Origin of the sequence: Rhodococcus sp. 06-462-5, from assembly GCF_002258315.1 — a bacterium.
Lineage (GTDB): Bacteria > Actinomycetota > Actinomycetes > Mycobacteriales > Mycobacteriaceae > Rhodococcoides.
Genome location: NZ_NOYD01000001.1, coordinates 163,397 through 183,551, shown reverse-complemented (window position 1 = coordinate 183,551; position 20,155 = coordinate 163,397). Strand labels below are relative to the sequence as shown.

Annotated in this window: 19 protein-coding genes; 10 read left to right on the top strand and 9 right to left on the bottom strand. The window is 62.6% G+C overall.

Going from position 1 to position 20,155, the window contains the following annotated elements; genetic code table 11:
* Positions 1-30: 30 nt before the first annotated feature.
* The 3 genes from trxB to CH251_RS00885 all read left to right on the top strand — a co-directional run bounded on the left by trxB (position 31) and on the right by CH251_RS00885 (position 2,718).
* Positions 31-1,020, top strand: coding sequence for a thioredoxin-disulfide reductase (gene trxB, locus CH251_RS00895; RefSeq protein WP_094611642.1), 990 nt, complete (start codon positions 31-33; stop codon positions 1,018-1,020).
* Between the two features lie 35 nt (positions 1,021-1,055).
* Positions 1,056-1,388 (top strand): thioredoxin, encoded by a 333-nt coding sequence (gene trxA / locus CH251_RS00890; RefSeq protein WP_008711582.1) that lies wholly within the window; start codon positions 1,056-1,058, stop codon positions 1,386-1,388.
* Between the two features lie 136 nt (positions 1,389-1,524).
* A complete protein-coding gene (locus tag CH251_RS00885; protein WP_094611399.1) occupies positions 1,525-2,718 on the top strand; it encodes an N-acetylmuramoyl-L-alanine amidase in 1,194 nt (397 codons plus the stop codon).
* A gap of 34 nt (positions 2,719-2,752) precedes the next feature.
* Here the strand turns inward: CH251_RS00885 and CH251_RS00880 are convergent, their stop codons facing one another.
* The 9 genes from CH251_RS00880 to rpmH form a co-directional block, all read right to left on the bottom strand.
* Complete coding sequence (locus CH251_RS00880) at positions 2,753-3,433, bottom strand: hypothetical protein (protein ID WP_094611398.1); 681 nt, start codon at positions 3,431-3,433, stop codon at positions 2,753-2,755.
* A gap of 287 nt (positions 3,434-3,720) precedes the next feature.
* Entirely contained in the window at positions 3,721-4,797 is a 1,077-nt protein-coding gene (locus CH251_RS00875) for a ParB/RepB/Spo0J family partition protein (protein ID WP_094611397.1), read from the bottom strand.
* A 4-nt stretch (positions 4,798-4,801) separates the two neighbouring features.
* Complete coding sequence (locus CH251_RS00870) at positions 4,802-5,812, bottom strand: ParA family protein (protein WP_094611396.1); 1,011 nt, start codon at positions 5,810-5,812, stop codon at positions 4,802-4,804.
* A gap of 81 nt (positions 5,813-5,893) precedes the next feature.
* Positions 5,894-6,571, bottom strand: a complete 678-nt coding sequence (gene rsmG, locus CH251_RS00865) for a 16S rRNA (guanine(527)-N(7))-methyltransferase RsmG (RefSeq protein WP_094611395.1) — start codon at positions 6,569-6,571, stop codon at positions 5,894-5,896.
* 1,860 nt (positions 6,572-8,431) lie between these two features.
* Positions 8,432-9,100: a R3H domain-containing nucleic acid-binding protein gene (locus CH251_RS00860; RefSeq protein WP_094611394.1), complete on the bottom strand. Its 669-nt coding sequence runs from the start codon at positions 9,098-9,100 to the stop codon at positions 8,432-8,434.
* Between the two features lie 25 nt (positions 9,101-9,125).
* Positions 9,126-10,217: a membrane protein insertase YidC gene (yidC, locus tag CH251_RS00855; RefSeq protein ID WP_094611393.1), complete on the bottom strand. Its 1,092-nt coding sequence runs from the start codon at positions 10,215-10,217 to the stop codon at positions 9,126-9,128.
* Positions 10,218-10,221: 4 nt separating this feature from the next.
* Positions 10,222-10,551: a membrane protein insertion efficiency factor YidD gene (yidD, locus tag CH251_RS00850; protein WP_037195300.1), complete on the bottom strand. Its 330-nt coding sequence runs from the start codon at positions 10,549-10,551 to the stop codon at positions 10,222-10,224.
* Positions 10,548-10,928: a ribonuclease P protein component gene (gene rnpA / locus CH251_RS00845; RefSeq protein ID WP_037195303.1), complete on the bottom strand. Its 381-nt coding sequence runs from the start codon at positions 10,926-10,928 to the stop codon at positions 10,548-10,550. Before rnpA ends, yidD begins: the two co-directional genes overlap by 4 nt.
* A 30-nt stretch (positions 10,929-10,958) precedes the next feature.
* Positions 10,959-11,102 (bottom strand): 50S ribosomal protein L34, encoded by a 144-nt coding sequence (rpmH, locus tag CH251_RS00840; RefSeq protein WP_026347786.1) that lies wholly within the window; start codon positions 11,100-11,102, stop codon positions 10,959-10,961.
* 621 nt (positions 11,103-11,723) lie between these two features.
* Between rpmH and dnaA the strand changes: the two genes are divergently transcribed.
* The 7 genes from dnaA to CH251_RS00800 all read left to right on the top strand — a co-directional run bounded on the left by dnaA (position 11,724) and on the right by CH251_RS00800 (position 20,043).
* A complete protein-coding gene (gene dnaA / locus CH251_RS00830) occupies positions 11,724-13,256 on the top strand; it encodes a chromosomal replication initiator protein DnaA (RefSeq protein WP_094611641.1) in 1,533 nt (510 codons plus the stop codon).
* A gap of 582 nt (positions 13,257-13,838) precedes the next feature.
* Complete coding sequence (gene dnaN / locus CH251_RS00825; protein WP_094611391.1) at positions 13,839-15,023, top strand: DNA polymerase III subunit beta; 1,185 nt, start codon at positions 13,839-13,841, stop codon at positions 15,021-15,023.
* A gap of 65 nt (positions 15,024-15,088) precedes the next feature.
* On the top strand, positions 15,089-16,015 hold the full coding sequence (gene gnd / locus CH251_RS00820) for a phosphogluconate dehydrogenase (NAD(+)-dependent, decarboxylating) (protein ID WP_094611390.1): 927 nt from the start codon (positions 15,089-15,091) through the stop codon (positions 16,013-16,015).
* Positions 16,016-17,266, top strand: coding sequence for a DNA replication/repair protein RecF (gene recF / locus CH251_RS00815; RefSeq protein ID WP_094611389.1), 1,251 nt, complete (start codon positions 16,016-16,018; stop codon positions 17,264-17,266).
* A complete protein-coding gene (locus CH251_RS00810; RefSeq protein ID WP_094611388.1) occupies positions 17,263-17,826 on the top strand; it encodes a DUF721 family protein in 564 nt (187 codons plus the stop codon). The genes recF and CH251_RS00810 overlap by 4 nt, the downstream gene beginning before the upstream one ends.
* A gap of 169 nt (positions 17,827-17,995) precedes the next feature.
* On the top strand, positions 17,996-18,913 hold the full coding sequence (locus CH251_RS00805; RefSeq protein ID WP_094611640.1) for a metal-dependent hydrolase: 918 nt from the start codon (positions 17,996-17,998) through the stop codon (positions 18,911-18,913).
* A 32-nt stretch (positions 18,914-18,945) separates the two neighbouring features.
* Positions 18,946-20,043 (top strand): PDR/VanB family oxidoreductase, encoded by a 1,098-nt coding sequence (locus CH251_RS00800; RefSeq protein WP_094611639.1) that lies wholly within the window; start codon positions 18,946-18,948, stop codon positions 20,041-20,043.
* Positions 20,044-20,155 lie beyond the last annotated feature (112 nt).

Genomic DNA, 20,155 nt, shown 5'->3' with positions numbered 1-20,155 from the left:
TACACGCCGCACATGATCGGAAGGTCTGCATTGAGTACCCCCAAGGTTCACGATCTCATCATCGTCGGCTCGGGACCGGCCGGTTACACCGCCGGTGTCTACGCCGCACGGGCGGAACTGGAACCGATCCTGTTCGAGGGAACGCAGTTCGGCGGTGCGCTGATGACCACGACCGAGGTCGAGAATTTCCCCGGGTTCCGTGAGGGCATCATGGGCCCCGATCTGATGGAGCAGATGCGCGAGCAAGCGCAGCGATTCGGTGCCGACATCCGAACCGAGGACGTCGAGGAGCTCGACCTGACGGGCCCGATCAAGACCGTCTCTGCCGGCGGCGAGACCTACCGGGCTCGCGCGATCATCCTCGCCATGGGCGCAGCGGCTCGCTACCTGTCCATCCCGGGTGAGGAGAAGTTGCTCGGACGCGGTGTCAGCGCCTGCGCCACCTGTGACGGGTTCTTCTTCCGCGATCAGGACATCGCCGTCATCGGTGGTGGCGACTCGGCCATGGAGGAAGCGACCTTCCTCACTCGCTTCGCACGCAGTGTCACCATCGTGCACCGCCGCAGCGAGTTCCGTGCGTCGCGAATCATGCTCGAGCGCGCCAAGAACAACGACAAGATTCGCTTCCTCACCGACACCAAGGTGCTCGAGGTCCTCGGCGACACCAGCGTCACCGGACTGTCGCTCGAGCACGCCGAGACCGGCGAGAAGACGACCCTGGACGTGACCGGAATGTTCGTGGCGATCGGTCACGATCCCCGCAACGAACTGGTCAAGGGCCAGATCGAGCTCGACGACGGCGGCTACGTCAAGGTCGCGTCACCCACTTCGGCCACATCCGTCGAGGGCGTGTTCGCGGCCGGAGACCTCGTCGACCACGTGTACCAGCAGGCCATCACCGCTGCGGGTACGGGCTGCACGGCGTCGATCGACGCCGAGCGTTGGCTGGCCGAGCAGGGCGACATCACCACCAACACGCTCGAACACGCCGACCAACCGGTCGACGCCGTCAACGCCTGACAGGCACCGAGCTTTCAACATCGAGGAGATAGAAAATGTCCGACGACAAAAGCACTGTCACCATCACCGACGCGTCGTTCGTCGACGATGTTCTGACCAGTGAGAAGCCCGTCCTGGTCGACTTCTGGGCCACCTGGTGCGGCCCATGCAAGATGGTCGCCCCGGTTCTCGAGGAGATCGCGGCCGAGCACAAGGACAAGCTCACCATCGCCAAGCTGGACATCGACGCCAACCCGCAGGCCGCTCGCGACTTCAAGGTCATGTCGATTCCGACGCTGATCCTCTTCCAGGGCGGCAAGCCGGTCAAGCAAATTGTCGGCGCAAAGGGCAAGGCCGCGCTGCTCAAGGACCTCGAAGGCGTTATCTGACTCACCTGCACACAGTGTGGATTGCAGCGGAAGCCAGTCTTTCTGCGACAATCATCTGATGTGCCGATGCTTCGGCATCGGCACATCAGCCGCAAGGTGTGAGTGCCGTCGGAACGATCGAGAGGCTTTGTCGAGGATGCAGGAACTCAGTCACGGCGATTCCGGACCCGCCGTCGCCGAGGTCCGCGGCACTCTGTCGGCACTCGGCTTTCTTCACGAAGCGGTCGTTCCCCCGGGTCCGATGGCCGACGGCCACTGGACGGCTCCCGGTTCCGTGTTCGACGGTGCCCTCGGAGGTGCCGTCCGCGCCTTCCAACAACACCGCGGCCTGCTGGTCGACGGTGTGGTCGGCCCGGCCACGTATCGGGCGTTGAAAGAAGCGTCGTACCGCCTCGGCGCTCGAACCCTCATCTACCAGCTGTCCGCTCCGCTGTACGGCGACGACGTCGCCTCGTTGCAAACGAGACTCCAGGATCTCGGCTTCTACAGCGAACGCGTCGACGGCTACTTCGGTCCCCGCACACACGAGGGTCTCTCCTCGTTCCAGCGCGAGATCGGACTCTCCCCGGACGGCATCTGTGGGCCGGCGACTCTGCGCTCGCTCGACCTCCTGGGAACTCGCGTCACCGGTGGATCGCCTCACGCCATGAGCGAGGAAGAACTCGTTCGTAAGTCCGGACCGCAGTTGACCGGTAAGCGCATCGTCATCGACCCCGATCTCGGTGGGGCAGACACCGGACGCATCGTCGACGGAGCTTTCGGCCGGGTCTCCGAGTCCGAGATTCTGTGGGATCTGGCCAGTCGGCTCGAGGGCCGCATGGCCGCGACCGGCATGGAGACGTTCCTGTCCCGTGCACGCGGAACCAATCCTTCGGTTGCCGACCGCGCCGAGACCGCCAATGCCTGGGGTGCCGATCTGATGATCTCGTTGCGTTGCGCATCGAGCACCAGCCCCGTGGCCAACGGTGTCGCAAGCTTCCACTTCGGAAACTCGCACGGATCCACCTCGATGATCGGTCAGGTACTGACCAGCTACGTGCAGCGTGAAATCGTCGCTCGCACACCGCTTCTGGACTGCCGCAGCCATGGCCGCACGTGGGACCTGTTGCGCCTGACCAACATGCCGACCATCCAGATCGACCTCGGCTACCTCACCAACGAATCCGACGTCGAAGTCCTCAGCGACCCGCGGTTCCGCGACATCATCGCCGAAGCGATTCTGATCGCCGTCAAGCGTCTGTACCTACTCGGTCAAGACGATCAGCCGACCGGAACGTTCACCTTCGCCGAGTTGCTCGCCGAGGAACTCGCTGCCTCCGATCGCCCCTGACCGATCGCGCGTGAACGCGTCGATCGGTGCGTGCTCAGCGCGCCCCGACGGTCGACTTCTGCTCGATGTCGACAACGGAGATGCTGGCCGCGATCAGTAGCTGCTCTAGTGCAGATTCGACGTCCTGCTTCCACCCGTGATCGCGGTCGAGCTCGAGCCGTAGTCTCGGGAATCTGTGGTGGGGCGCAACGACCTCGAACCCCACCTTCTCGAGAAAATCCGCTTCGATCATGCACGTCGACGCCGAGCACGTCAGTTGTGCCGTGGCGTTGGGAACCACCGGCGCAGCATCGTCGGCATTACGCCGAATGCCGAACGCCTCCAGAGCGCGAACTCCACGATTGACGAGATCGCCCACGACCGCCTGGATCAACGTGGCCGAATGCATATCGGCGTCGTCGGGCGAATCGATCCGGAGTTGGGTCAGCAGAACTGCATCATGGCTGACGGGCGACGTCGGAAACGTACCCGCACGCGGAACTGCTCGGGGTGGGCAGTAGAGCGCACAGCCGATCGTCCTACCGTCCACGGACAGCAACTGCCCACACGATCCCCACTCGAGCATGATGGTCGACAGCCATACTTCGTTCTCGAATTCGAGATCGACCGAGGAACTCTCCGACGCGGGATCGAGTACCCAGAAGCTGCACCGCCGCGAATGCGTCGGCAAATGCTCGAACGAACCGAGCGTCACTCCGGTCACCATCGCCGACACCGCTTACCTCAGCCTTCGTGCACTCGTTCTACGCGAGAATTCCCGATCCGCTCCTCGACAAGGATGTCACACGGGTCGTTCCGCAGGCTCCACTCCTGCACCCTCCGGTCGTTCCGCAGGCTCCACTCCTGCGATCCGACAACCTGACCTGTCGAGCCGAGCGAATCTTTCAAATGTGTTGTATAACAATACTTTTCGAGCAAATTGCGAACTTTCAGGACCGTCTTCGACCGAGCTACGTCACAGTGACGTTTCGACCGCGTATGACTGGTCCTGAAAATTCGCCGCTACTTTTTCTTCTGCGCTTCCATCATCTCGACAATCCTCTGAAGGTCATCGACCGAGCCGAATTCGACCACGATCTTGCCTTTCCGCTTGCCGAGACTGACCGTCACCCGTGTATCGAACGAATCCGAGAGGCGATCGGCGACGTCCTGGAGGCCCGGCATCTGAATCGGCTTGCGCCGAGGTGCCGGTTCCGGGCTCTTTCCGTCCTCCCGATTGGCGAGGGTGACGGCCTCTTCGGTCGCGCGAACGGAGAGACCTTCGGCGACGATTCGAGCCGCCAACGACTCCTGCGCATCCGACCCAGCGTCGAGCGACAGCAAGGCACGGGCGTGTCCGGCCGACAGAACTCCGGCCGCCACTCGTCGCTGCACGGGAATCGGGAGCTTCAACAAACGAATCATGTTGGTGACGACCGGACGTGACCGACCGATTTTCGCAGCCAGTTCCTCGTGCGTGACGTCGAATTCCTCGAGCAATTGTTGGTACGCGGCCGCTTCTTCGAGCGGATTGAGCTGTACCCGGTGGATGTTCTCGAGCAAAGCATCGCGCAACATCGCATCGTCCGCGGTCTCCCGAACGATTGCGGGGATCGACTCGAGGCCGGCTTCCTGGCTTGCACGCCACCGACGCTCACCCATGACGAGCTGATATTTTGCGTCACCGGCGGCAGCGGAACCCGATACGAGACGGACCACGATGGGCTGCATGAGCCCGAATTCACGAATCGAGTGAACCAGTTCGGCCAACGATTCGTCGTCGAAGACGTGCCTCGGCTGCTTCGGATTGGCTTCGATTCGGTCCGGTGCGATCTCGCGATAGACGGCACCGACGGGGGATAGGTCGTCTCCACTGAGCACCGGCGGTGTCGGAGTGGGCGCCGTGGCTGTCTCGGTGAGATCGTCTGCGGGTGCGGTTCGCTTCGGCTTGGTGGACGTATCGGGACGGTCCTTGGCGTTGCGATCCGCACCGATGATCACGTCTGCCGCAGCGTTGCCGAGGCGTGGTCCGGCATCAGGTCCGGTGGGGATGAGTGAGGCCAGGCCGCGACCCAGACCACCCTTGCGTGTCGAACTCATCTGTTTACTTCTTCCGTGCTTCGTCGATGCCGGCCGATCGGGCAGCGAGCTCTCGTCCGGCGTCCAGGTAGCTCATCGCACCTCTGGAACCGGGGTCGTAATCCAACACCGTCATGCCGTACCCGGGGGCCTCGGATACCTTCACGCTGCGAGGAATGACGGCGCGCAGGACGGCGTCCCCGAAGTGCTTGCGTACCTCTTCCGCAACCTGGTCGGCCAACTTGGTGCGCCCGTCGTACATCGTCAGGATCACGGTGGAGACGTGCAGTTCGGGATTCAGATGCGACTGCACCAGTTCGATATTGCGGAGCAGCTGACCCACACCTTCGAGCGCGTAGTACTCGCACTGAATGGGGATCAGTACCTCTGTCGCAGCGACGAGCGCGTTGACCGTCAGCAGACCGAGCGACGGCGGGCAGTCGATCAGGATGAAGTCCGCGTCGATCCCGGCGAGCTCTTCCACGGACAGCGCCGTCTTGAGGCGTCCTTCGCGGGCGACCATCGACACCAACTCGATCTCGGCTCCGGCGAGGTCGATGGTTGCCGGGATGCAGAACAACCTGTCGCTGTGCGGACTCTTCTGCACTGCGTCCTTGGCACTCACCTCACCGATGAGGACCTCGTAGCTCGAGGGCACACCCGAGTGATGCTCGACGCCCAGCGCGGTGCTGGCGTTGCCCTGAGGGTCGAGATCGACCACCAGAACCGTCAGGCCTTGCAGTGCAAGGGCGGCGGCCAGGTTCACGGCGGTCGTCGTCTTCCCGACGCCACCCTTCTGATTGGCAATGGTCAGCATGCGTCGCTTCGCCGGCTTCGGCAGCGATACCGATCCGGGATGCAGAACCTGACTGGCTCGATGTGCCGCAGCGCCGATGGGGGTGTCGTTCGGTGAGATCGCATTGGTGTACTCGAACCCGGAGCTGGCCGTCACCCCCGACTTGTTCTGCGAGTTACCAGAGGCGTTCTTCTTGGTAGCTGTTTCACGTGAAACAGCGGGATCGGACCCACCCGACATATGTGCTCCTTAGTGCGGAACTGACTGTGTTCAATACGATCGATCGGGTCGAGCGCGGGACGTGTGAGCCCGCAGTCGACATCAGTGACGACTCAGTCTCCGCGGCTCACGCACCGCTCTGACGACAATGGTGGGGGTGGGCAAGAGGCCCACTCCGCACTCCACTACCTCCAGCTTGCCAGCACCCATCCGAGCGAGGGAAGTCCGGTCGCGTTCGATCTCTTCTCCGGCGCTCGAACCCTTCAGAGCCAGCATCCGGCCGTGCTCGTGAACCAGAGGAAGCGACCACTTGGCCAGCTTCTCCAATGGCGCCACGGCCCTCGACGTGACCACGTCGGCACCGCCGGCTTCCTTCTTGACGCCGGGCTGTTCCGCGCGGCCACGCACCACCAAGATGTTCAGATCGTGTTCCTCGATGAACTCCGCAAGATACACGGTACGACGGAGAAGGGGCTCGACAAGAGTCACGCGCAGATCGGGTCGCGCGATCGCCAGCGGGATCCCGGGCAAACCCGCGCCACTGCCGATGTCCACGACGGTCTCGCCTTCGTCGATGAGCTCACCGATCGCTGCACAGTTGAGGATGTGTCGCTCCCAGAGCCGTGGAACTTCACGCGGTCCGATGAGGCCTCGTTCCACGCCCGCCGTTGCCAACGAGTCGTGATACCTCCGTGCCAACTCGAGTCGATCACCGAAGATCTGTTCTGCCACGGCCATCACATGGTTGCTATCCGAGCCTTCTTGTTCCACGTGAAACATCTTCCCGTGCTCGGGCGCGGAACGCCAAACGACATCGCTGTAACTCGGCGGATCGCGACATCCACACCCGGATTGGCGACAGCACGGGTGCCGTGCGGTTGACTCTCGCACCTAGGCGTAGCAATTCACGATTGGTGAGCCATCTCGGTTTTCGGTCGAGTCCGTCCGGCCGGACCGAGCGGACCGAGCCGCCCGTGCGCTCGAAGCAATGATTACAGCCCGAATCAGAATCAGGCTGATCATCCAGCCGCGCCCGATCCGATCCCGTCGACGACTCGAGGTCTGCTGGCACCGGCCCCCGTCATGTTTCACGTGAAACTTCTCTTTCGACGGTTGGCAATCATCCGGCGATCGATAGGAGACGAGCAAACGTAATCGATCGGTTCGTCCGCATTTCACGGCGGACTCCAGAATTCAACGGAGTGGGCCCGGCGCTATCCACACCAACGCCGCCGTACCGATACAGCGGAACCGGTCCATCCCGTCGGCGAACGAGCAGAGTCAGTGGCGCTACACCTCGACGAGACGGATCCTGGAGAACAATGTTTCACGTGAAACTGGCCCACCGTTGCTCAGCCCTGTGTCAAGAAGGCAACCCAGAACGACCGTCCGGCAGCCGATGCCCACCGCAAGATCTCTCGGCCGCGATACCAGTTCCGGACATCCTCGATCTCCATCCCGAACGCAGGCGGGGGGAGAGGCCCTGCCACATTCCGGACTCGATCGCATCGGTGACGGTGTCCGATGCGTCGGACACGGGATTGGTCGGATTCACTGCCGATGCACTCGGCGACGAGAGCGCGCCGGTGTGTCTCGAGTTCTCATGATCGATCAGAGCCCACAGCTACTGCACCCAAACTCCAGACGCATCCACACTCGTGCCGATCGGCCAACTGGCTCGACAGTTGTACACAGTCGCCCGCTAAGCGATCGCTCCCTGTGCGACTGTCCAGAGCGCACATCGTCAGCCCGTGCTCATTTCCCGAATCGAGTCCGCCGAGATTTCGACGGGCACCCTCTCGAAGATCGACAACGCCGCCAGCGTCGCCTCGTCTTCGGCTTCGCGGTACGAGCACTTCGTCCCGCGCGCGGAGTTCCCGCCGCGGCTACAGCCATCGACCGATTCTCTCGACCCTCACAACGATCTATGTACGACCGTTCGACGGGGAGTCACCGCGTCATCGGGAGGATCAGCCATAAGCCCGGGCTCGCTGTTGTCTATCGCCGAAGCCCGGCAACGCCGATCTTTGCCAACATCGAATCCGACAGCGACGGCCGGATGTTCTGTGGCACGCGTTTACCCTCGGCCGGACTGTCGGCGGGCGCCCCTGCCCGATCGGTGCCGTCACCAATCCTTCGCTGGGTCTCTCGAATTCGGTTTCACATACTGCGCCGAACTCGATCCGCACCCAACCGGCATCGCCGTCCGTGTTTCACGTGAAACCGCGCCGGTTCCGGACCGTCTCGAACGGCAGTCAAATGTCGCAACTTCATCAGAGAACAGAACACCGCGTCGGCCGAGAGCGCCAGGTGCTTAGAACTAGCGGCCTCGAAAACACCACTGCTATCGACGCAACAGGCTTGGACGATCACGACTTCGATGTCGCTCGTTTCACGTGAAACAATTCCGCACAATGTGCGCTCGATACAGACGAGTCACCGCCATCTTTGCCGTCACAGTGACGAAAGCGCACTGGATGGCTGGATCTCGTAAATCGGCGAGAAAATCGATCGAACCGGCAACATCGTCGTCTGCTCGGCGCACAAATTACATCGATGACATTCACCTGGAAATGCGACTGCATCCGGATACGACGATGGCCCCCACCGAAGTGGGGGCCATCGACTGGGAAGCTCTGTTTACGCCTTGACGACTACTACTCGTCGAGCCGGCTCGACGCCTGTGCTTTCGCTCGCGACGCCGTCGATCTTGGCGACCGCGTCGTGCACGATCTTTCGCTCGAACGGAGTCATCGGGGTCAGCTCTTCGCGCTCACCGGATTCGAGTACACGACGCGCTGCTTCGGCCCCGAGGTTGCCGAGCTCGGTACGCCGGTTCGCACGCCAGCCCGCAACGTCGAGCATCAGCTTGCTGCGCTCACCCGTCGACTGCTGAACGGCCAGCCGAGTCAGCTCCTGCAGTGCATCGAGAACTTCACCCTTGCGGCCCACGAGCTTGGCGAGATCGTCGCCGCCGTCGATGCTGACGATGGCGCGGTCACCCTCCACGTCGAGATCGATGTCGCCGTCGAAGTCGAGGACGTCGAGCAGTTGCTCGAGGTAGTCGCCGGCAATCTCGCCTTCCTCGACCAGATAATCCTCGTCGTCGTCATCATCGTCGTCATCGTCGGTTTTGTCTTCGACGACGCCCGAGTCCTCGGTTTTCTCGACCACAGGGGTCTCGTCCGCGTCCACGTCGACTGCACTCACCTGATCGGCCTCGACCACCACGTCACTTGCTCCATCTCCGGATACCGCGCCGGCTGTCTGTACTTCGTCGTTCTGAGCTTCTTCTACGTCCGCTGCCATGTTCGTCCTTCTCTCGACGTGTCGGTCAGCGCCGCTTGCGCTTGGTCGACTTGTTCCGGTTCGCCTGCGGTCTCGGTTTCGCCGGAGTTGCGGAACCGGTCGTCGAACCGGAAACACCCTCGTCGGTCTCCGTCGTGGACGGATTGCTCGTCGGCGCCATCTTCGAGAGCTTGGGGCGAGCACCCGGCTTCGGCTTGGTGGTCGATACCGGCTTCACACCGGGCTTGGGCGCGTTCTCGGAACGCTTCTCCACCGCCGCTGCGACCTTCGCGGCTTCTTCCTTGTCGATCTTTCCGAACACCAGATGCTGCTGCGCGTAGGTCCACGTGTTGTTGCTGACCCAGTACAGCAGGATCGCGACAGGGAGCAGGGCGCCGAACACCAGAACGCCGAGCGGGAAGACATACAGCGCGAGCTTGTTCATGATCGCGGACTGCGGGTTCGCCGCTGCCGCCTCGCTCTGACGCGCAACCGATGCACGCGAGTTCAGGTGCGTCATGATGGCCGCGATGATCATCAGCGGGATGGAGACGGCCGCGATCACCCAGGTGGACGGAATGGTCGCGTCGGGGCCCACCGCGAATGCATTGAGCTGATCCTGCGGCATCGTGATCCACGCCGAGATCGGAGCGCCGAACAGTCGGGCGTCCAGGAACGACTGCACATCGGCCACGTTGAAGGCGTAGTTCGACAGCTCGCGGTTCTCCTCGGGGGTCAACCCGAGCTGACCGAAGCCGGTACCGGTGCGGTTGAACGAGCGCAGCACGTGGAACAGGCCGATGAACACCGGTGCCTGCGCCAGCACCGGCAGGCAGCCCATCAGCGGATTGAAGCCGTGCTCCTTCTGGAGCTTCTGCATCTCGACGGCCATCTTCTGCTTGTCTTTGCCGTACTTCTTCTGCAGAGCCTTGATCTGCGGCTGCAGCTCCTGCATCTGCCGCGTGGTGCGGACCTGCTTGACGAAGGGCTTGTACAGAATCAGGCGGAGGGTGAAGACCAGGAAGACGACGGACAGTGCCCAGGCGAACCCATTGCTGGGATCCTGGAACACAAAGCCGAACACCTTGTGCCACACCCAGAGAATCCAGGCAACCGGGTAGTAAATGAAGTCGAGCACGGCTCTATGTACTCCTCTGTTCTTCCACTCGCGCGAGATCGTGGTGTTCTTCGGTTTCGGTCGGTTCGGTGACGATCGCGCGCCACCTACCGGGTTCGGGTACCGGGTCCCAGCCTCCAGAGTGCCAGGGAGCACATTTGAGGAGGCGGACGACTGCCAGCAACGAGCCCTTCGTCATCCCGTGCACCTGGAGCGCCTCGATGGCGTATTCACTGCAGGTGGGGGAGAAGCGACAGGTGGGAGGCCTCATCGGGGACACGTATGTCCGGTACAACCCGATGAAGTAGACGAGAGTTCGAGCAGGAATGGAACGAAGGTTGCCCATGAATGTCATGACGGCGGACCCTTCGGAGCTTCGAGAAGACCGAGCTTCTTCAATCCTGAACGCAGTTGAACCAATAGATCTGCCGAGGACGCACGCGCGGCTCCGGGCAATGCACGGATCACCACGTCGGTGGTCTCGGGGAGCTCACCGATGACGTCGGTACAGATATGCCGAAGCCGGCGCGCAACTCTATGACGAGTTACGGCCGGCCCGACTGCCTTGCTGACGATCAATCCGAATCGTGGCCCGCGAACGGTCGATGCGATGTCCTGTTCGTCACGCACGACGGCGTGAACCACAAGATCCGATCTACCCATTCGGCGTCCTCGACGCACCGCTACGGAGAAATCACGTGCTCGGTGTAGTCGATTCGGCTCAGGAAGCATCCCGAGCTCCAAGCTTCGGACGAACAGATATCAGGCTGTGAGTTCTTTACGGCCCTTGCCGCGACGTGCGGAAACGATTGCACGACCCGCACGGGTACGCATACGAAGACGGAAGCCATGAACGCGCGCGCGGCGGCGATTGTTCGGCTGGAACGTCCGCTTGCCCTTGGCCACGGTCAACACTCCTCGAGATTGAAAAGACGCCGATCTGTCGGCGCCTGCTGGAAAGGTTCCTAGCGAGTCCGGATGGACTTGCTTGCCTCCCGAGCGAGAAATCCGAGTGAACACAGACTGTAAGCAGCCAGCAAGCATCGGCCACCTCGCTATTGGGTGACTGTTCGAGAGTACTGATCGAGTCACCGCCGGTCAAACTCGCTCTCGAGCGGTCGGTGCCGACGTTCATACACAGGCAGTGCCGGTTTCCGGCCACCGACGGTGTGATGTTCGCCGAAATCGCCGCCGAACAACTGCGCTCTGCGACACAAGTCGTCCGATCGCACTACAGACAGTCGGCATAGATGCAGGTCAGACTGGCGCAATTGCCATAGCACGCGCCCCAACGCGTTCTGGGGTCACATCGGTGTCGTTTATCCACACCTGTGGATAATTGTGTGGAAACACAGTTCAGGTGGCATATTCGTACCTTGCGGGGTCCATCCACGGACCCTGGTCTCGGCCGTAGCGACGCACGAACGACGACGCTATCCGACGATGTTGCCGCGCGGGTACGAAACGGCGCGCGAATTCACGCGTCGAACACCGCCGAGACCAATGCTCGACGACGGAGGGCCCAACGTGAACGACGATCCGGATGCGCTCGCGCGCATCTGGCCCGAGGTGGTCGCGGAGCTCACATCCGACCGACACAGTGGGTCCCCGCTGACCAAAGGCCAGAAGGCCTGGCTCGCGCTGGTCAAACCGCTGACCTTGACGCAGGGGTTCGCGCTGCTCGCAGTTCCGTCGACGTTCGCGCAGGAAGCGATCGAACGAGATCTTCGCGAGCCCATCCTCGGTGCCCTCGGGCGTCACCTGGGACAGGGTGTCGAGGGACTCGGAGTGCGTATCTCCGCTCCGGAGGACGAGAAGATCGAGTCCGAGCGATCGACGTACCCCGATGCCGTCAGTTCTCCTACCTACCGGCGCCGCGTCCTGACCAGCAGAGACGACGAGCCGTCGGATTCCGAGACGGCCGACTACGAAGAGGTCGACGACGAACGCGAGGCCCTTGCCAGCGTCCAGAACTCGTGGCCGACGTATTTCACGAAACCTCCGGACTCGACGCCGCCGTCCTCGGGTGCCAACAGCCTCAACTCGAAGTACACCTTCGACACGTTCGTCATCGGTGCCTCCAATCGGTTCGCGCACGCGGCCGCGGTGGCGATCGCCGAAGCACCTGCGCGCGCCTACAACCCGCTGTTCGTCTGGGGGGCGTCGGGTCTGGGCAAGACTCACCTCCTGCACGCGGCCGGGCATTACGCGCAGCGTCTGTTCCCGGGCATGCGCGTCAAGTACGTCTCGACCGAGGAATTCACCAACGACTTCATCAACAGTCTTCGTGACGACCGCAAGGTGGCGTTCAAGCGCCGCTACCGGGAAACCGACGTGCTGCTCGTCGACGACATCCAGTTCATCGAGGGCAAGGAAGGCATCCAGGAGGAGTTCTTCCACACCTTCAACACCTTGCACAACGCGAACAAACAGATCGTCGTCTCGTCCGACCGTCCGCCGAAGCAGTTGGCCACGCTCGAGGAGCGGCTTCGTACCCGCTTCGAGTGGGGCCTGATCACCGATGTGCAGCCACCCGAGCTCGAGACGCGTATCGCCATTCTGAGCAAGAAGGCTCGAATGGACCGGCTCGATGTGCCGCACGACGTGCTCGAGCTCATCGCCAGCCGAATCGAACGCAACATTCGTGAGCTCGAAGGCGCCCTCATTCGAGTGACGGCCTTCGCATCGCTCAACGGACAAGCACTCGACCTCACTCTGGCCGAGGTGGTTCTGCGTGATCTCATCCCCGATTCGTCGAGTCTGGAGATCAATGCGGCCACGATCATGGCCGTCACCGCGGAGTACTTCAACACCTCCATCGAGGACCTGTGTGGGCCGGGCAAGGCCAGAGCACTGGCCATGGCCAGGCAGATCGCGATGTATCTCTGCCGCGAGCTCACCGATCTCTCGTTGCCCAAGATCGGTCAGACATTCGGTCGCGATCACACGACGGTGATGTACGCGGACAAGAAGATTCGCAAGGAGATGACCGAGCGTCGCAAGGTGTACGACCAGGTTCAGGAGCTGACAGCGCGGATCAAGCAGCGCTCGAAGAGGTAGCCGACCGGTCACAGGCGAACGCAGAAGACGGCACCGAATCCCATTGCGGGTTCGGTGCCGTCCTACTTTTCTCGTCGTTTCGCGGACCGATTCTCGACGCGGATTCGGTGATTTTTCGAGGCGTCGACCATTGATTCACACCTGTGGATAACCATGTGGACAACATCGAAGTTCTGGGGATGGAGTGTGGGCGCCTGTGCACCGATGTGATTCGTCCACAGGCAGCGGTTCGTCAACCCCGAATTGGTCCCGAGTTCATCCCCACGACACCACGCTCGGCCACCAGCGGATCGATCGGTCCGTGCACAGATTCCACAGGACCTATTAATACTTCTGTTTTCTCCTTGAAAGAACTTCTTTGAAAACAGGTGTTGGGGAACGATCCGTTCACAGGCCCCTCGAGAACACCCGAATCCCAACTTCGGCGAGACCCTCGCGCTTCCGTCTTCGGTTCGGAGGGCATACGGTGTGCTTGCGCTGGATGTGCCACACTCGTCGTTGCATCGGTTCGAGCGGCATCCATCGTGTTGCACCGCCGGATCGTGAAGACGAACGCCACCGAACGAGAGGAAATGCCGAGCGATGGAGCTTGGAAGTTTGAAGTTTCGCGTTGCTCGTGAAGATTTTTCCGATTCCGTCGCGTGGGTGGCTCGTAGCCTGCCGTCCCGGCCGCCCGTTCCCGTTCTCGGTGGAGTTCTCCTTGCCGCCGACGAGCAGGGTCTGACGGTCTCCGGATTCGACTACGAGGTCTCCGCTCAGGTCAAGGTCTCCGCCGAAGTTGCCACTGCCGGCCGAGTTCTGGTGTCGGGCAAGCTACTTGCCGATATCACCAAGTCGTTGCCGAACAAGCCGGTCGACGTCACAGTCGACGGAACCCGCGTTCTGGTCAACTGCGGCAGCGCCAAGTTCTCACTGCCCACGATGCCGGTGGAGGACTACCCGCAGCTCCCCGAGCTGCCCAACAACACCGGTTCGCTGGCCGGTGATGTCTTCTCCGAGGCCATCGCCCAGGTCGCCATTGCAGCGGGCAAGGACGACACGCTTCCGATGCTCACCGGTATCCGCGTGGAGATCGACGGCACCAACGTCGTTCTCGCGGCCACCGACCGTTTCCGCTTGGCTGTTCGGGAGGTGGAGTGGACTCCCGCCGGCGCCGATACCACCACCGCGGTGCTCATTCCGGCCAAGACCCTGTCCGAGTCGGCGAAAACGCTCGGTGGTAACTCCGGCTCACCCGTCGAACTCGCTCTCGGTTCCGGCTCGTCCATCGGTAGTGACGGGCTGCTCGGCATCGTCAGCGATGGGCGCCGCACCACGACGCGTCTGCTCGACGCCGAATTCCCGAAGTTCCGTCAGTTGCTGCCGGCCGAACACACTGCGGTGGCAACCCTCGAGATCGCGTCCCTGATCGAGGCCATCAAGCGCGTGGCTCTCGTTGCCGAGCGTGGTGCCCAGGTTCGCCTCGAATTCAACGCCGAGGGCGTGTTGTTGTCCGCAGGCGGCGACGATGCAGGCCGCGCCGAGGAAGCTCTGCCCGCAGATTTCCAGGGTGAGGCTCTGACCATCGCGTTCAACCCCGGCTACCTCATCGACGGCCTGTCGTCGCTGCACAGCGAGAAGGTCACGTTCGGATTCACGACGCCGAGCCGGCCCGCAGTGCTGCGGCCGACCTCGGACGAGGAACTCGTGCCCGATGACGCAGGCAAGTTCGCGGCGCCGCAGTCCGAGTACACGTACCTGCTGATGCCGGTCAGGCTGCCGGGCTGATCCGCTCTGGTTACTGTTGAACTCGCGGGAACTTTCGCACCTGACACAGACAAGGACGCCTCATCATGCAGCTGGGCTTGGTCGGTCTCGGAAAAATGGGTTTCAACATGCGCGAGAGACTGCGTGAGCACGGTCACGAGGTCATCGGCTACGACCCCCGACCCGAGGTGACCGATACTCCGTCACTGGCAGGCCTGGCGCAGTCGCTGACGGCGCCTCGTGTGGTGTGGGTGATGGTTCCGTCGGGCAAGATCACCCGCGACACCATCACCGGTCTGGCGGATGTGCTCGAGCCGGGCGATCTGGTGATCGACGGCGGCAACTCTCGATTCACCGACGACAAGCCCAACGCAGAGCTGTTGGACGCCAAGGGAATCGGCTACATCGACGCCGGAGTATCCGGTGGTGTCTGGGGCCTGAAGAACGGTTACGGCCTGATGGTCGGCGGCCAGGACGAGCACGTTGCTCGTGCGATGCCGATCTTCGACGCATTGCGTCCCGAGGGTGAGCGCGCGGACGGTTTCGTGCACGCCGGTCCGGTCGGTGCCGGCCACTACTCCAAGATGGTGCACAACGGCATCGAATACGGGTTGATGCAGGCCTATGCCGAGGGTTACGAGATCCTCGAAGCCGAAGAACTCGTGCAGGACGTGCAAGGCGTGCTGCGGGCCTGGAGCAAGGGCACGGTAGTGCGGTCGTGGCTGCTCGATCTGTTGGTCGAAGCGCTCGGTCAGGATCCGGAGTTCAGCGAGATCTCCGGGTACACCGAGGATTCCGGTGAGGGCCGCTGGACCGTCGAGGAAGCGATTCGTCATGCTGTCCCCGCGCCGGTGATCTCTGCGGCGTTGTTCGCGAGATTTGCATCGCGGCAAGAGGATTCGCCGGCCATGAAGGCTGTCTCGGCACTGCGGAACCAGTTCGGCGGGCATGCGGTCAAGAAGGCCGATGCCGACGAGACCCTGCGCGCCCCGGCGCCGAAGAACACCGAGTAAGTGTTCGTCCGGTCTCTGCAGCTACACGATTTCCGATCCTGGGACGACCTCACCGTCGACCTGGGACCGGGCTCGACCGTGTTCGTAGGACCGAACGGACACGGCAAGACCAATCTGCTCGAGTCCCTCAACTATCTGTCGACGTTGTCCTCGCATCGTGTGTCCTCGGACGCTCCCATGATTCGGGCAGGAGCGGCCAAGGCATTCGTCGGCAGTGCTGTGGTCAATCACGGTCGCGAACTGATCATCGATGTCGAGCTCCTCGAAGGCAGGGCCAACAAGGCTCGGATGAACAGGTCACCGCTGCGGCGCCCACGCGAGATCCTGGGCGTGTTGCAGAGTGTGCTGTTCGCTCCCGAGGACCTCTCGCTCGTACGCGGCGATCCCGGCGACCGACGACGCTATCTCGACGAGCTGCTCACCACTCGTATTCCTCGAATGGCCACTGTCCGTGCCGATTACGACAAGGTTCTGCGGCAACGGTCGGCTCTGCTCAAGACGGCGAGTGGATCGCTGCGCCGCGGATCTTCGTCGAGCGACGGCGCGAGTGCCCTTGCCACCCTGGACGTCTGGGACGGTCATCTCGCGGCGCACGGAGCTCGATTACTCGCTGCCAGAATAGCTTTGGTGCACGAGCTGATGCCGTTCGTGCAACAGGCCTACAGTTCGATCGCGCCGGAATCGAGGTTGGCTGCCGTTGCCTATCGGTGCAGTCTGGCCGATGCGCTCCCGCCGGAATTCTCCGATGCCGATCGGGCCCCCGAACCCGATGACACCGAGGTGCTGGAAGCTGCTTTCCTGCATCAACTTTCGGTGATGAGACAGCGCGAGATCGAGCGCGGTGTATGTCTGGTGGGTCCACACCGCGACGACCTGGAGTTGATGCTCGGCGATCAACCCACCAAAGGTTTTGCCAGCCATGGTGAATCGTGGTCGTATGCACTGTCGTTGCGGCTCGGTTCTTTTGCGTTGTTGCGGGAGGACGGTACGGACCCGGTTCTCATGCTCGACGACGTGTTCGCCGAGCTCGACCGCAAGCGGCGCGCGGCGTTGGCGACGGTCGCCGCCGGCGCAGAGCAGGTCCTCATCACGGCGGCGGTACCGGAGGACGTACCTCCCGAACTCGATGCCAGGCGCTACGGGGTCGAGGCGACGCAGAGCTCGGATTCCGGTGCTGCAGGACGTATCTCGCGCATCTCGGATCTGTCGGACGATATCGACATCGCACGTTCGGAGAGTGAGGATCGATGACCGACGACGGCGATACTCCCACCGACAACGGTGAGGTACCGGAACTGAAAGGCGTCGATCTGGCGCGTCGAGCACTCGAAGATGCCCGCGCCGCAGCCAAGGCCAGTGGCAAATCGGTGGGACAGGGACGGTCCTCGCCCACCGGTGGAGTCAGAGCACTGCGGGGGCGTCGTAGACGCGGTTGGTCGGGAGCCGGGCCGGACGATCGTGATCCCCAGGCGTTCGGGGCGCTGGCGAACTCGATCGCGTCCAAGCGCGGCTGGTCGGCCAAGGTGTCCGAGGGCGCGGTGCTGGGCCGGTGGCCCAGCGTGGTCGGCGAGGACATCTCGGCTCACGCGGACCCCACCGGTCTCAAGGACGGCGTGTTGAGCATTTCCGCGGAGTCCACGGCGTGGGCGACGCAATTGAGGCTGATGCAGTCGCAGATTCTGGCGAAGATCGCAGCCGCCGTCGGTCACGGTGTGGTGACGTCGCTGCGCATCACCGGTCCGACGACCCAGAGCTGGAGAAAAGGAGAGCGTCACGTACGTGGACGGGGCCCGCGCGACACCTACGGATAGTGATACGTCCCAACGATGGCTTTCCGAACCGACTGGTCCAGGTGATCCTCAACAGATGTTGGGGCCAGTGTTGCTGTGACATGGTCGATGTGCGTAGCGTGATTCGCGACACTCAGCGGTCGGGGGATCGATGAAGATGTTCTACGCGGCCATCGGACGAGGAGAAGTTGTGTCTGCACCAACGAAGAAAGCATCGACAGCGGCCGTCGATGTCGACGGAACCCCCGAAGACCGTGTCATTCTGCACGCGCGAAATGTCGAGTTCGATTGGGAATCTCTGCCGCTGCACTACATGGACGGCAACCCACTCGCTACGCACCTGATCAACGTGATGCACCTACTCCTGCCCGAGGGCGAGGAATGGTTCGTGCGCACGTTCAAGGAAGCGCTGCCGCTCATCCACGACGATCAACTGCGCGACGACGTGATCGGATTCATCGGTCAGGAAGCCATGCACGCCCAGGCGCACACCGATGTCCACGATCAGCTCCGGGCGCACGGCATCGATGTCGATCCGTACGTCGATCAGATGAAGTTCCTTTTCGGCCGCGCCCTCGGCAACAGGTCCGGTCACGGCCAGAACAGCCTGGTCGAACGTCTCGCCCTCATCGCCGCCGCCGAGCACTTGACGGCGTTCCTGGGTGATTGGGTTCTCAACGCCACGGAGTTGGACGAGGCCGACGTCGATCCGATCATGCTGGATCTGCTGCGGTGGCACGGAGCCGAGGAGGTCGAGCATCGATCGGTGGCCTACGAGGTGATGCGCTACTTCGACGTCCGCCCGGCCCGTCGCATTCGTACCTACGTCGTCATCGCACCCACCCTCGTGTGGTTCTGGACCCGCGGCGTTCGCTATCTGATGAGCCAGGATCCGACGCTGGCGCACCTTCCACCCAAGCAGCGCACACCGTCGTTCCGGGAATTTCGTCGAGTGGCCAAAGCTGGTCTGTTTCCGACCCCGATGTCGATGGTGAAGGCATCGCTTCGTTACTTCAAGAGCACGTATCACCCTTCCCAGGAAGGGTCGACGGCGCAGGCAGTGCAGTATCTGGCCACCTCACCGGCAGCTCGGTCCGCCGATCGATGACCAAACGCACGTTGCGGAGCAAGCTCGGCGCAATGGCACAGATGGTGGACTCGTTTCGCGTGGGACGCACGATTCCGAAGAATCTGTACGGGCGCGACGAGCCCGATCAGACCGTGTCTCTGGTGACCGATGCGCTCGACAAATGGTTCGCTCTGCTCGACGGTGACGATTACGACGCGTCGTTCGCGGCACCGCCCGTCGCCCGCACCCGATTGCTGACACTGGTTTCACGCGACGTCCTGTGCGTCGACGAGCAAGTGGTCCAACTGACGTTCTCGGCCGCCGACGGCGCGGTGCTGCCTGCGTGGGCACCCGGAATGCATCTGGACTTCTATCTCCCGTCGGGACGCCGTCGGCAGTACTCGTTGTGTGGCCGGCCGGATGCCGACACGTACTCCATCGCGGTGCGCCTGGTGCCCGACGGCGGCGGCGGGTCACGCGAGATGCACGACCTTCCGGTCGGTACCGAGGTCTCGATTCGAGGGCCGCGCAACGGTTTTCCGTTCGTACGGTCCGAGCATGCAGTGTTCGTGGCCGGAGGAATCGGGATCACCGCCATCATCGCGATGGTGCGCCGGGCTCGGGAGACGGGGATGGACTGGCACCTGGTCTACTGCGGCCGTTCGCGGGAATCGATGCCGTTCCTCGACGAGATCGCCGGCTGGGAGGCCGATCGCGTCACGGTGCGGACCGACGATGTGGACGGTATGCCGTCGAGCATGGATCTGCTCGGTGCCGCGGCACCGGGCGGTTCGGTCTACGTGTGTGGACCTCCGCCGATGATCGACCTGGTTCGGGCCTCGTTCGACTCGTTGCCCGCCACGCATCTGCACTTCGAGCGGTTCTCGCCTCCGCCGGTGAAGAACGGTGCCGAGTTCGAGGTGCAGCTCGTCGATTCCGGGCAGATCATCGCAGTGGGTTCGGACGAGACTGCGCTGCATGCCATTCGGCGTCTGCGTCCGGATGTGGCGTACTCGTGCCAGCAGGGTTTCTGCGGGACGTGTCGCGTTCGAGTACTGAGCGGAACACCGCAGCATCGAGAGAACAGGCTCACGGCCGAGGAGCAGCAACACGAGATGTTGATCTGCGTCTCGCGTTCCGAGGGTGAACGGATCGTGCTCGATCTCTGACGGAGCCGCTGGTTTCACCCTTCATCTTTGTCGTCCGAGACCGAGAAAATGCGCCTGTGAAGCAATCAGGGGCCTTTTAGGGGTGTCATCGTGCCCATGCTGTCGTGGGCAA

What these genes read in the sequence shown, in the direction of transcription:
- CH251_RS00860 (WP_094611394.1), bottom strand. Translation starts at nt 9,100, where the DNA reads ATGGCAGCGGACGTAGAAGAAGCTCAGAACGACGAAGTACAGACAGCC.
- rsmG (WP_094611395.1), bottom strand. Translation starts at nt 6,571, where the DNA reads ATGTTTCACGTGGAACAAGAAGGCTCGGATAGCAACCATGTGATGGCC.
- yidD (WP_037195300.1), bottom strand. Translation starts at nt 10,551, where the DNA reads ATGACATTCATGGGCAACCTTCGTTCCATTCCTGCTCGAACTCTCGTC.
- gnd (WP_094611390.1), top strand. Translation starts at nt 15,089, where the DNA reads ATGCAGCTGGGCTTGGTCGGTCTCGGAAAAATGGGTTTCAACATGCGC.
- CH251_RS00875 (WP_094611397.1), bottom strand. Translation starts at nt 4,797, where the DNA reads ATGAGTTCGACACGCAAGGGTGGTCTGGGTCGCGGCCTGGCCTCACTC.
- trxA (WP_008711582.1), top strand. Translation starts at nt 1,056, where the DNA reads ATGTCCGACGACAAAAGCACTGTCACCATCACCGACGCGTCGTTCGTC.
- CH251_RS00870 (WP_094611396.1), bottom strand. Translation starts at nt 5,812, where the DNA reads ATGTCGGGTGGGTCCGATCCCGCTGTTTCACGTGAAACAGCTACCAAG.
- CH251_RS00800 (WP_094611639.1), top strand. Translation starts at nt 18,946, where the DNA reads ATGGCACAGATGGTGGACTCGTTTCGCGTGGGACGCACGATTCCGAAG.
- rnpA (WP_037195303.1), bottom strand. Translation starts at nt 10,928, where the DNA reads ATGCTTCCTGAGCCGAATCGACTACACCGAGCACGTGATTTCTCCGTA.
- dnaN (WP_094611391.1), top strand. Translation starts at nt 13,839, where the DNA reads ATGGAGCTTGGAAGTTTGAAGTTTCGCGTTGCTCGTGAAGATTTTTCC.
- CH251_RS00885 (WP_094611399.1), top strand. Translation starts at nt 1,525, where the DNA reads ATGCAGGAACTCAGTCACGGCGATTCCGGACCCGCCGTCGCCGAGGTC.
- CH251_RS00810 (WP_094611388.1), top strand. Translation starts at nt 17,263, where the DNA reads ATGACCGACGACGGCGATACTCCCACCGACAACGGTGAGGTACCGGAA.